This is a genomic window from Streptomyces camponoticapitis, from assembly GCF_014646115.1.
GTDB lineage: Bacteria > Actinomycetota > Actinomycetes > Streptomycetales > Streptomycetaceae > Streptomyces > Streptomyces camponoticapitis.
Genome location: NZ_BMMV01000007.1, coordinates 52,337 through 64,354 on the forward strand (window position 1 = coordinate 52,337; position 12,018 = coordinate 64,354).

General features: G+C 71.1%; 10 protein-coding genes. 2 read left to right on the forward strand and 8 right to left on the reverse strand.

Going from position 1 to position 12,018, the window contains the following annotated elements; all coding sequences use genetic code 11:
- Positions 1-114 precede the first annotated feature (114 nt).
- From IEY79_RS12775 to IEY79_RS12800, 6 genes are all read right to left on the reverse strand, one after another.
- Positions 115-1,623: an aldehyde dehydrogenase family protein gene (locus IEY79_RS12775; protein WP_189107554.1), complete on the reverse strand. Its 1,509-nt coding sequence runs from the start codon at positions 1,621-1,623 to the stop codon at positions 115-117.
- A 243-nt stretch (positions 1,624-1,866) separates the two neighbouring features.
- Positions 1,867-2,355: a phospholipase gene (locus tag IEY79_RS12780; RefSeq protein WP_189107555.1), complete on the reverse strand. Its 489-nt coding sequence runs from the start codon at positions 2,353-2,355 to the stop codon at positions 1,867-1,869.
- A gap of 333 nt (positions 2,356-2,688) precedes the next feature.
- Positions 2,689-3,678, reverse strand: coding sequence for a malate dehydrogenase (locus IEY79_RS12785; protein WP_147874257.1), 990 nt, complete (start codon positions 3,676-3,678; stop codon positions 2,689-2,691).
- A gap of 177 nt (positions 3,679-3,855) precedes the next feature.
- Positions 3,856-5,004, reverse strand: coding sequence for an XRE family transcriptional regulator (locus tag IEY79_RS12790; RefSeq protein ID WP_189107556.1), 1,149 nt, complete (start codon positions 5,002-5,004; stop codon positions 3,856-3,858).
- 367 nt (positions 5,005-5,371) lie between these two features.
- Complete coding sequence (locus tag IEY79_RS12795; RefSeq protein WP_189107557.1) at positions 5,372-5,971, reverse strand: DUF3017 domain-containing protein; 600 nt, start codon at positions 5,969-5,971, stop codon at positions 5,372-5,374.
- 11 nt (positions 5,972-5,982) lie between these two features.
- Positions 5,983-6,849 carry a bifunctional methylenetetrahydrofolate dehydrogenase/methenyltetrahydrofolate cyclohydrolase gene (locus tag IEY79_RS12800; protein WP_189107558.1) on the reverse strand — a complete coding sequence of 289 codons (867 nt, stop codon included), beginning with the start codon at positions 6,847-6,849 and terminating at the stop codon, positions 5,983-5,985.
- A 291-nt stretch (positions 6,850-7,140) separates the two neighbouring features.
- On the opposite strand from IEY79_RS12800, the gene IEY79_RS12805 reads away from it, so the two are divergent.
- Positions 7,141-7,746 (forward strand): hypothetical protein, encoded by a 606-nt coding sequence (locus IEY79_RS12805; protein WP_189107559.1) that lies wholly within the window; start codon positions 7,141-7,143, stop codon positions 7,744-7,746.
- A 138-nt stretch (positions 7,747-7,884) separates the two neighbouring features.
- Here IEY79_RS12805 and purH read toward each other — a convergent pair whose 3' ends face one another.
- Both purH and purN read right to left on the reverse strand, forming a co-directional pair.
- Positions 7,885-9,480: a bifunctional phosphoribosylaminoimidazolecarboxamide formyltransferase/IMP cyclohydrolase gene (purH, locus tag IEY79_RS12810; protein ID WP_229700838.1), complete on the reverse strand. Its 1,596-nt coding sequence runs from the start codon at positions 9,478-9,480 to the stop codon at positions 7,885-7,887.
- On the reverse strand, positions 9,477-10,175 hold the full coding sequence (gene purN / locus IEY79_RS12815) for a phosphoribosylglycinamide formyltransferase (protein WP_189107560.1): 699 nt from the start codon (positions 10,173-10,175) through the stop codon (positions 9,477-9,479). The genes purH and purN overlap by 4 nt, the downstream gene beginning before the upstream one ends.
- A gap of 269 nt (positions 10,176-10,444) precedes the next feature.
- Here purN and IEY79_RS12820 point away from each other — a divergent pair, with 269 nt between their 5' ends.
- The gene (locus IEY79_RS12820) at positions 10,445-11,491 is read left to right on the forward strand and encodes a hypothetical protein (RefSeq protein ID WP_189107561.1); all 1,047 of its coding nucleotides are present in this window, start codon (positions 10,445-10,447) and stop codon (positions 11,489-11,491) included.
- Positions 11,492-12,018: the final 527 nt, after the last annotated feature.

Sequence of the window (12,018 nt, forward strand, 5' to 3'; positions counted from 1 at the left end):
TCTACTCCACTTCACTGGGGTGATTCAAGGTTCTTGCGCGCAATGAGGCGTAATGTGACTGAGCCGTAAGGCAGTTGGTGATTTTCCGGCGTCCGCCGGCGGTCGGCGGCCGGTTCAGCCGGCGAACCAGCGCAAGGGCCGTGGCGCGAGGTTCTGGTAGATGTGCTTGGCCTCGCGGTACTCGGCGAGCCCGGCGGGCCCCAGTTCGCGCCCGATGCCGGACTTGCCGAAGCCGCCCCACTCGGCCTGCGGCAGATAGGGGTGGAAGTCGTTGATCCAGACGGTGCCGTGCCGCAGCCGTCCGGCGACGCGCCGCGCGCGCCCGGGGTCCGCCGTCCAGACGCCGCCGGCCAGGCCGTACTCGGTGTCGTTGGCGAGCGCGACGGCCTCGTCCTCCGTACGGAAGGTCTCGACGGTCAGCACGGGGCCGAAGACCTCCTCGCGGACGACCCGCATCTCGCGGTGGCACTGGTCGAGGACGGTCGGCTCGTAGAAGTACCCGGCGGCGGGGCGCGATTCACCGGGCTCGGGCCGTTTTCCGCCGGCCCGCAGCACGGCACCCTCGGCCAGCGCGGACGCCACGTACTCCTCGGTCTTCGCCAACTGCGACGCCGATACGAGCGGTCCGCACTCGACACCCTCGCCGGTGCCCCGGCCGAGACGGATCCTCGCGGCACGGCGGGCGAGTTCGGCGACGAAGCGCTCGCGCAGCGATTCCTCGACGATGAGGCGCGAACCGGCGGAGCAGACCTGGCCGCTGTGGATGAACGCGGCGTTCAGTGCCTGGTCGACGGCGGTGTCGAAGCCCTCCTCGGTGGCGCAGGAGTCGGCGAAGACGACGTTCGGGTTTTTGCCCCCGAGTTCGAGCGCGACCTTCTTCACCCCGGGCGCGGCGGCCGCCATCACCTTCGTACCGCTGGCCAGTCCGCCGGTGAACGACACGAGGTCCACGTCCGGGTGCTCGGCCATCCTGGCGCCGACGGGGTCTCCGGCGCCGGTCACCAGGTTGGCGACACCGGCCGGCAGCCCGGCCTCGGTGAGCAGGTCGATCAGGGCGACGGTGCTGAGCGGGGTGATCTCGCTCGGCTTGACCACAAAAGTGTTGCCCGCGGCGAGCGCCGGGGCAATCTTCCAACTCGCCTGGAGGAGCGGATAGTTCCAGGGGGTGATGAGCGCGCAGACACCGACGGGTTCGTGCACGACGACGCTGTGCACGTCGGCGGACCCGGCGTCCACGACCCGTCCGCCGCCTTCGTTGCTCACGAGATCGGCGAAGTAGGCGAAGGCGTCGGCGACACAGTCGACATCGACACGCCCCTCCTCGACGGTCTTGCCCGCGTCCCGGCTCTCCAGCGCCCCGAGGGCTTCCCGGTCGCGCCGCAACAGCCCGGCGACACGTCGCAGCAACGCGGCCCGCTCGGCGACGGGGGTCCGGGGCCAGGGGCCCGCGCCCCCGTCGAAGGCCTCGCGCGCGGCGTCGACAGCGGCGTCGACATCCTCGGCCCCGCCCTCGGACACCACCGTGAACGGCGTCGCGTCGGCGGGGTCGATGATGTCGCGTGTGGCGCCGGAGGCAGCTTCGCGCCACTCTCCGTCCACAAAGATGGTCTGTTGTGCCGACACGTCGCGTTTGGCCTTCCGTTCCCGATACCCACTACCACCAGCAACGACTGGCGACCTGGGCCCCTGCCCCAAGACCGCGGAAGCATGCGTGTTCGATGACCGGAAGTGGTCAGCGTCACTCGCGACCCGAGGGTTTCGCCGGCCCGCGCGCTCACCGGCCCGGAGAGCGCGAAGGCCCCTCACTGGCGGGCGAGGGGCCTTCGGGTGTCGGGCAGCGGTGGGTCACACCGCCGTACGCGTGGGTCAGACGACCGACTTGTCGCCGTCGACCAGCGCGGAGCGGCCGAAGATGCTGACCGCCTGGTAGTACGTCCACGCCGTGGCGTTGCACGAGGTCTTCGTGGCGCCCGAGTAGCCGTTGCACACCCGCTTCAGGTCCTCGTAGAACGCGCTGTCCAGCCGCGACTTGTTGGCGTCGAAGGAACCGGCCGCCTTGTAGTTGCGGTAGCCGAAGTCGTGGCGCGCGCAGGACGTCTGGAACGGGAAGCCGAAGGGGTTGTCGGGCGAGGACGAGCAGTAGTCCGTGGACCAGTCGAAGCCGTACGCGGACCAGGCGCCCTGGTTGTTGCGCGCGGACACGAAGGAGTTGTAGCTGGCGGCGCTGGTCTGCGTCCAACTGCTCAGGACCTGCGGCTTGTCGGCCGGCGCGGCGGCGGCCGAGCTCGCCGACATCAGCGTGGCGGGGAGGGCGAGGGCAAGAGCGGCGAGCGGCATGGCCAGACGACGGCGCATTTCGAAAACCTCCGGTGGGGAGACAGGTTGACGCCCCGTGCCCGGTGGCACGGAGCCTTACCTCAGAGCGTGCGGAGCGGGCGCCGCATGGGTCTACGCGCGATGACCGCCGCCGGAATGGTCCCCCAGAAACGCCGAGATGTAACCATGCCCATGACGAAACAAGAGGAAAACAGGGGGCCAACTCGGCGACATACGTCGCAACTTGGTGTTCGGCGGACGCGTCCCCCGCGACGAACCCCTATCCGTCTCCCGGCACGACAGAAGCTCCCGGCGGCCACGTGGGCGGCTGCCGGGAGCTTCTGTCGTAGGTCGATCAGCGGGCCGGGGAGGTCAGAGAAGACCGAGCTCGCGGACCGCGTCGCGCTCCTCGGTGAGCTCCTTCACCGACGCGTCGATGCGCGCGCGGGAGAAGTCGTTGATGTCCAGGCCCTGGACGATCTCGTACGCGCCGTTCTTCGTGGTCACGGGGAACGACGAGATGATGCCCTCCGGGACGCCGTACGAGCCGTCCGACGGAATGCCCATGGAGGTCCAGTCGCCCTCGGGGGTGCCGTTGATCCACGTGTGGACGTGGTCGACGGCGGCGTTGGCGGCCGAGGCCGCCGAGGACGCGCCGCGGGCCTCGATGATCGCCGCGCCGCGCTTGGCGACGGTCGGGATGAAGGTGTCGGCGAGCCACTGCTCGTCGTTGACCGTCTCGGCGGCGTTCTTGCCCGCGATCTCCGCGTGGAAGATGTCCGGGTACTGCGTGGCCGAGTGGTTGCCCCAGATCGTCAGCCGCTTGATGTCCGTGACCTGCGCGCCGGTCTTAGCGGCGAGCTGCGAGATCGCGCGGTTGTGGTCGAGGCGGGTCATCGCGGTGAAGCGCTCGGCCGGTACGTCGGGGGCCGCGGCCTGCGCGATGAGCGCGTTGGTGTTGGCCGGGTTGCCGACGACGAGGACCTTGATGTCGTCGGCGGCGTTGTCGTTGATGGCCTTGCCCTGCGGCTTGAAGATGCCGCCGTTGGCGGAGAGCAGATCGCCGCGCTCCATGCCCTTGGTACGGGGGCGGGCGCCGACGAGCAGCGCGACGTTGGCGCCGGAGAAGGCGGCGTTGGCGTCATCGGTGATCTCGATGCCGCGGAGCAGCGGGAAGGCGCAGTCGTCGAGCTCCATGGCGGTGCCCTCGGCGGCCTTCAGGCCCTGCGGGATCTCCAGCAGACGCAGGCTGACCGGCACATCCGCGCCGAGCAGTTGACCGGAGGCGATGCGGAAGAGCAGCGCGTAGCCGATCTGGCCGGCTGCGCCGGTGACGGTGACATTCACGGGAGTGCGGGTCATGGCGGTCTCCGTTAGACAGCGGTGGAACGGCGGGCGGCAGGGGCCCTGCCCCTGGTGCGGGCCATCTCTCCGACGGCGGGGTGAATCATGTCTTGACGTGAAGAGACAACCGTTCGCCAGGCTATCCGACGACGAGCCCGCGGAACGCGACGGGGCGTGGGCGGTGGACCGCGCTCCTCACCCGCTCGCCGTCGTGCAGCCCTCCACCCCCGTGGTCAGCGTCGCGCAGGCCTTCGCCTCGTCCGCGGTCGCCACCGCGACCATCGGGGTGTACGCGTCCTTGTCGGCGTTCACCGTGCCCGTCTGGGGCTTGCCCTCGCCCTGGTCCGCCGCGATTTCCACCGTGTCGCCGGGCGCCGCGTCGGTGATACGCGCCCACGCCACCCCGCACGTCTGGCTGTAGCGGACCTCGACCACCGCCGTACCGACCGTCGCGGTCGTCGCGGTCTCGGCGAACTCGCCGCCGCAGCCCATGAGTTCGGGGTCCTCGCCCGTGCAGTCGTCGCCGGAGCACTTCACACCGGCGGGCAGTTCGGACGTACTGGCGGTCGGCTCCGGCGACGGGGACTGGGCGACCTTCCCCTTGCCGTCGCCGCCGCCGCCCAGATCGGTCAGCAGCACGGCCCCGGCTATCAGCGCCAGTGCGCCGACGAGGGCCGCCACGAATATCGTCGTACGGCGCCGGCCGCGCCCGCCGCCCCCGCCACCGCCCCCGCCACCGCGCCCGCCGCCGCGGCCGGGGGGCCGCACGGGCGCCGACGGCGGGAAGCCGGACGGAGGCCCTGCGGGGGCGCCTGCCGAAGGGCGGTTCGCGCCCGCGTACTCGGGGCCGTTCCAGCCCCCGGAACCCGCGCCCGTACCCGGGCCTGCGCCCGCGCCCGCCCCCGTACGGGAGTTGGGCCCCCTGCCCGCACCGGGGGGTGTCGCCGTACGTCCGCCGGGGCGGCTGCTCCCCGCACTGCCGGGACCGCCGACCGGGTCGCCGCCGAACTCGCCGAGCGCGTCCCGCGCCTGGGAGATCCGGATCGCTTCCATCGTCATGTCGTGACGCATCTCGGAACGGCTCCACGCCCGCTCCGACAGCTCCCACATCGTCGTCAGGTGCAGCGGATTGGTACCGGTCACCTCGGCGAGCGCCATGATCGCGCCCCTGGGCGGGAGCAGCCGGCCGTTGAGATACCGCTCCCACGACGTCTTGCTGTAGCCGGTGCGGTCGGAGACGGCGGCGATGCTCAGGCCACTCTTGTCCACCAGCCTGCGCAGCTGCGTCGCGAACTCTCTGACCTGTGGGTCGAGCTCCTCCGGTAGTGCCTTCCAACGAGGCATTGCTTCCCCCTTGTCCCCCCGCACGTTCCTGATGTGCTCCGCCCTGCCGCGCCCCCACGCCGACCGACGACTACCCCAAGGGATGCGCGGATCCGGGATGTCAGTTCCAGAAGTGGGAGTGCACCGGAGCATTCGGGACAGTCCCCGCGCCCCCTCGCGCGCCGCCGCCGATTCCGTCCCACAGTCTCCCACCCGTTGCCCGACGATCACACCATGGCGGAATGGTCACCTCCGTGCCACAGCCACCTGTCTGCCCTTGATCCCGTTTGGCGCGTCCATGACGCTAGCCACATGCCGACGGCGCCCGTCCTGACTCGGGGGAGGGGATGGGCGCCGTCTTGTCGATCCGTACGGGATGCGGCCGGGCCTACGGGACCGTGGAGTGGACGACATCCTCCAGGAAAGGGATCTCCAGCCACGGCTTCGGCTGCGTCATCAGCGACAACAGCACGATCGCGATGCCGAGCAGTCCGTACGTCACCATGTCCGTGAAGCGCGACCGTACGGCCAGCATGCCGACCGACGGCATGACCCGCCGCAGGACCGCGCCGGTGATCAACGCCACACCGATCAGGATCGTGCCGTAGCGGAACGACTCCTCGAACGGCGCGATCCCGACGATCAGCAGCCCGAGACCGGTCGCGCCCAGCACCGTGAGCAGCGGCCACTGACGGGCGGGCGCGGGAGCGTCACTGGGAGCCGCACGGCCGCCGCCCTCGGGGCGCGCGGTGTCCTGCGTGACGGTCGGGAAGCGCCTTGAGGTGCTGGGGGCCGCCGCCTCGGCGTCCCCCGCTCCGGCCGCCTCCGCGTCCGTCTCCTTCTCCCCCACGAACGCGGCCGTGCCCGGCCCGCCGTCCGCGTGCACGGGCTCACTCACCGCGCGGCCACCGTCGGCGCCGACGCCGTCACCGCCTCCGGGCTCGGCGGCCGCGGCCGCGTCGGCACCCGCACTCGTCCCAGCACCCATGGGTGCCCCTTTCACGTTCCGCTTCCGCTTCCGGCGCGCTCCGCCGCCTCGACGACGTTGACCAGCAGCTGCGCGCGCGTCATCGGGCCGACTCCACCGGGGTTCGGTGAGATCCAGCCTGCCACTCCCGCGACGTCCGGGTGGACGTCGCCCGCGATCTTCCCGTGCTCGTCGCGGCTGACGCCGACGTCGAGCACCGCCGCGCCCGGCTTCACGTCCTCGGCCTTGATGATGTGGCGCACACCGGCCGCCGACACGATGATGTCGGCCTGCCGCAGATGCGAGGAGAGATCACGCGTGCCGGTGTGGCACTGCGTCACCGTCGCGTTCTCGGACTTACGGGTGAGCAGCAGCGGGATCGAGCGGCCCACCGTGATCCCGCGACCGACGACCACGACATGCGCGCCCTTGATCTCGACACCGTGCGCGCGCAGCAGCTGGATGATCCCGTACGGGGTGCAGGGCAGCGGCCCCGTCTCGTTGAGCACCAGCCGGCCGAGGCTCATCGGGTGCAGCCCGTCGGCGTCCTTCTCCGGGTCCATCAGCTCCAGGACGCGATTGGTGTCGATGCCCTTGGGAAGCGGGAGTTGGACGATGTAGCCGGTGCACTCGGGGTTCGCGTTGAGTTCGCGTACGACGGCCTCGATCTCCCCCTGCGTCGCGGTGTCGGGCAGCTCACGCTGGATCGAGGCGATGCCGACCTCGGCACAGTCGCGGTGCTTGCCGTTCACGTACCAACGGCTTCCCGGGTCGTCCCCGACGAGCAGGGTCCCGAGTCCGGGGGTGATGCCCTGCGCCTTGAGGGCCGCCACGCGGGCGGTCAGGTCGGACTTGATCGCGGCTGCGGTGGCCTTGCCATCGAGAATTTGGGCGGTCATGGGCCCATCTTCGCGGATGACCCCACCGCTGTTCCAATCCGAGGCCGGCCACGAGGTCCGACGGGAGGTGGGACCGACGGCCGGCGCCGGCGCGGGAACCAAGATCAACCGCGTGTGTCCAGGTTGCACTTGCACAACACATACGGATACCGACTGGACAAAAAGTCAGCGCCAACCGCACGATGAGCCGCGCAGTGCGCGGGCAGTGTTGGGGGGCAAACCGCTCGGTTGTGTGATGTTTCCTCCTTCGGCTCCGCGATGTCCCCGCGTCACCAACGGAGGAAACCCGCCATGAGCTTTGGCGACCCGAACAACCCCTACGGACAGCAGGGCCAGGGCCAGCCCCAGGGCCAGCCGGGATACGGCTACCCCCAGCAGGGCCAGCCCCAGCAGCCCAACTACGGCTACCCGCAGGCGCCCCCGGTCCAGCCCTACGGCGGCTACCCGGGCGGCCCCATGGGCGGCGGCCCGCAGACGATGCCGGGCGGTGTGTCCGCGTCCCGTGTCTTCCTCTGGGTTCTCTCCGGGCTCAGCCTGATCGGCGCCGTGATCTTCCTCCTCGCCGCGATCGCGCTCAACGCGGCGAAGGACAGCGACGAGCTGGCCGACGACTCGCAGTTCCAGAGCCTGGTCGACCAGTCGAGCGGTGTCCTCTGGTTCATGACCTTCATCGCGGTCGTGTGGACCGTCGCGTCGATCGTCCTGGCGATCAAGATCAGCTCCGGCGGCAGCGGACTGCGCACCGTGCTGATCGTCTACGGCGCCCTGACCATAGTCCTGGGCATCTACCCCTTCGGCGGGATCGTGGGCATCGTCCACATCGTCCTCAGCATCCTGCTGATCGTCTTCGTGTCGAAGGCGGACGGCGCGGCGTGGTTCAAGCGCCCCCGTTACTGACCCGCACCACCGCCCCGCGACACCGACCCGAACAGGGCCGGCGCACGGCGCGTATGCCGGAAGGCCGTAACACCCGTCCTGTCGACGGGGTTTACGGCCTTCCGCCATGTCTCAGCTCATCCGGTGGCGGCGGCGGGCTCAGTGGAAGAAGTGCCGCGTCCCGGTGAAGTACATGGTCGCGCCTGCCTTCTTCGCGGCCTCGATCGTCAGCTCGTCCCGTACCGAACCACCCGGCTGCACCACGGCCTTGACGCCCGCGTCCAGCAGGATCTCCAGACCGTCGGGGAACGGGAAGAAGGCGTCCGAGGCCGCGTACGACCCACGGGCCCGCTCCTCGCCGGCGCGCTCCACGGCGAGCTTCGCCGAGTCCACGCGGTTGACCTGCCCCATGCCGACGCCGACGCTCGCGCCGTCCTTGGCGAGCAGGATCGCGTTGGACTTGACCGCGCGGCACGCCTTCCACGCGAAGGCCAGCTCGCGCAGCTCGGCGTCCGACAGGGCGTCACCGGTGGCGAGGGTCCAGGTCGACGGGTCGTCGCCGTCGGCCTGGAGACGGTCGGTGACCTGGAGCAGCGCGCCGCCGTCGATGGGCTTCACCTCGACGGGGGCCGAGGGGCCGCCCTCGCAGCGCAGCACCCGGATGTTCTTCTTGCGGGCCAGCACCTCGACGGCGCCGTCCTCGTAGCCGGGCGCGACGATGACCTCGGTGAAGATCTCGGCGACCTGCTCGGCCATCGCGACGGAGACCGGCCGGTTGACGGCGATCACGCCGCCGAACGCGGACAGCGGGTCGCACGCGTGGGCCTTGCGGTGCGCCTCGGCGACGTCGTCGGCGATCGCGATACCGCACGGGTTGGCGTGCTTGATGATCGCGACGCACGGCTCGGTGTGGTCGTACGCGGCCCGGCGCGCGGCGTCGGTGTCCGTGTAGTTGTTGTAGCTCATCTCCTTGCCGTGCAGCTGCTCGGCGTCCGCGAGGCCGCCGCCGGAGCCGCCGGTGTAGAGCGCGGCGGGCTGGTGCGGGTTCTCGCCGTAGCGCAGGACGTTCTTGCGCTCGTACGTCGCGCCCAGGAAGTCCGGGAGACCCGAGTCGTCCGGGGCGGCGTAGTCGTCCGCGAACCAGGAGGCCACGGCCACGTCGTAGGCGGCGGTGTGCTGGAACGCCTCGGCGGCGAGCCGCTTGCGGGTCGGCAGGTCGAACCCGCCGTCCTGTACGGCCGCGAGGACATCGCCGTACCTCGCCGGGCTGGTGACGATGGCGACCGACGGGTGGTTCTTGGCGGCGGCGCGGACCATGGACGGGCCGCCGATGTCGATCTGCTCGACGCACTCGTCGGGGGTGGCCCCGGACTCGACAGTCTCGCGGAAGGGGTAGAGGTTCGAGACGACCAGCTCGAAGGGCTCGATGCCGAGCTCGGCGAGCTGCTCGCGGTGCGAGTCGAGACGCTGGTCGGCCAGGATGCCGGCGTGGACGCGCGGGTGCAGCGTCTTGACGCGGCCGTCGAGGGTCTCGGGGAAACCGGTCAGCTCCTCGACCTTGGTGACGGGCACTCCGGCCGCGGCGATCCTCGCGGCCGTGGAGCCGGTCGACACGAGCGTGACACCGGCCGCGTGGAGGCCACGGGCCAGCTCTTCCAGGCCCGTCTTGTCGTAGACGCTGACCAGCGCGCGGCGGACGGGCCGCTTCGTACCCTCGGCGGCGGCCACTGCTTCGTCGGGCTTCTCGACGCTCACTGGATTGTTACCTTTCGTCCCTCAATGCGGTAGCCGTGCCGGGCGAGACGCCCCACGACATCGACGAGCAGCCGTCGCTCGACGTCCTTGATGCGCTCATGGAGAGCGACGCCACCGTCCTCGTGATCCTCGTCCCGCACCTCCACCACGCCTTGCGCGATGACCGGGCCGGTGTCGACGCCGTCGTCGACGAAGTGGACGGTGCAACCGGTGACCTTCGCGCCGTACGCGAGCGCGTCACGCACCCCGTGGGCACCGGGAAAACTGGGCAGCAGGGCGGGGTGGGTGTTGATGAACCGGCCGCCGAAGCGTGCGAGGAACCGCTTCCCGACGATCTTCATGAAGCCTGCCGAGACGACGAGATCGGGCTCGTACGCGGCGGTGGCCTCGGTCAGCGCGGCATCCCACTCCTCGCGCGTCGCGTGGTCCCTGACGCGGCAGACGAAGGTCGGCAGCCCGGCCCGCTCGGCACGTTCGAGTCCGGCGATGGAGTCGCGGTCGGCGCCGACGGCGACGATACGGGCGCCGTACCCCCGCGGGTCGGCGGCGACGGCGTCGAGCAGGGCCTGGAGGTTCGTACCGGAGCCGGAGACGAGGACGACGAGCCGGGCCGGGGAGCCGAATACGACCGGGGAGCCCGGTTCCGTCGGGGTGACCGGGTCGTCGGGGGCGGGCGGGGACGGCGGGGAGGCCACGGCGGAACGCCTTTCTGGAAGCGAGCACAGCCTCGCGGGTCGTGCGGGTCGTACGGCTTTGTGTGGTCGTAGATACGAATCGTGTCTCCCGTTTCGGGGAACTCTACGAAGGAGCCGACCGTCAGCAACGATACCGGCACACCGAACGGCCCCCGGGGGACGGGGGCGCGGGCGGGAGGTAGCGTCTGGGGACACGGACCTGTCTCCAGGACGGGCCATACGACACAAGACCCCTTGCGCCAAGGGTCTGAGGGGAAGACGTTCACCAGATGCCGGACCGACGACACCGCACGGCACTTCATGTCCCGCAGCCCACCGGGCCGGTGCTTCTGATGCGGGAACGCCAGTCCTCGTCCGCCGGGTCCTCGGGGCCGGAGGACTCTTCCGGGTCCTCGGGTTCCTCCGGGAGTCCGGGCAATTCGGGGAGTTCCGGGACGGGCGGCGATTCGGGGGCCTCCGGGTCGTCCGGCTCCTCCGGTTCGTCCGGCTCCTCGGGGTCCTCCGACGACAATCCGTTCGCGCCGCCGCCGGAGGACAGGCCCGACCAGCCGTGGCAGCCGCGCCATCCCCAGAACGGGGGCGGGACGCCGGACGACCAGTCGGGCGGTGACCGCTCGTCCTGGGGCAGCCAGTGGAGCAGCCGGCAGCCGGGGCGCTCGTCGGGCGGGTTCGGCGGAAGGCCGGGCGGCCAGAGTGGACCGGGCGGCGAGCGGAACGGCCAAGGTGGCCGCCAGGACGGTCCGGACGGCCAGCCCGGCGGCCGGGGCGGCCTGCGCTGGGACCCGACCGACCCGTTCCAGCGCCGTGCCCGGTACTCGCTGCTCTCCGGCATGTGGGCCTTCTTCTTCGCCCTCTTCGACTTCCCGGAGATCGCGCTGCTCCTCGGCGCGCTCGCGCTCTACTGGGGCATCAGCTCGCTGCGGGCCAAGGCGCCGCTGCCGCGTCCCTCGGGCGAGGGCCAGGCGGGGGCCCGCCGTTCGGACGTGGGTACGACCTCGGCCTCCGGTCCGGATTCGCCGTCCGACTCCGGTACGGCCTCTCCCGCGCCGACCACCACGGCGCCGCCCGCACCGGGTACGCCGCCGGGGGCCCCGGCGCAGGGCACGACGGCGCACAAGCCGCAGACGACCGCCGCGGTGAGCGGGATCGTCACGGCGGCGATCGCACTGCTGGTGGTGGCGGCGACGTTCACCGTGCAGTTGGTCTACCGCGACTACTACACGTGCGTGAACGACGCGCTGACGAAGACGGGCCAACTGGCCTGCAACGACAAGCTTCCCGACTCGCTGGTCCCCGTCTTCGGCGTCCAGAAGTAGCCGAGGGGCGCACACACCATATGACGGCGGCTTTCGGTTCGGGCTCGGCCTCGGACTCAGGCGCGGACGTGGTTTCGGGCCCAGGCGTGGGCTCGGGCTCGTGCGTGGAATCAGGCCCCGCCTCGGGCCCGGATTCAGGCCCGGATTCAGGCCCGGATTCAGGCTCAGTCTTGGTTTCGGGCTCAGTCTTGGTTTCGGGCTCAGTCTTGGTTTCGGGCTCGGACGCGGTCGGCGGGGACCCGGTCGTCAGGTCGCCGGACGCCTGCTTGACCGCCGACCCGCGTGCGTCCCGGGTATCCGGGTCGTGCCAGGCGCCCATCGGCAGGAAGTCGTACGTGTCGTCCACCTGTTCGGCCCCGTCCAGCGTGGGCAAATGGTCCTCCGCGCCCCCGGCCGCCCCATCGCCGTTCCCGTTGCCGGGCTCCCGCGGCCCTCCGTCCGCGCCCTTCCGCGTGGCCTCTCCGCGCCGCCACGGCATCCGTCGCGCCCAGGAGCCTTTCGACGGGGAGGCGTCGTCCGGGGCGTCC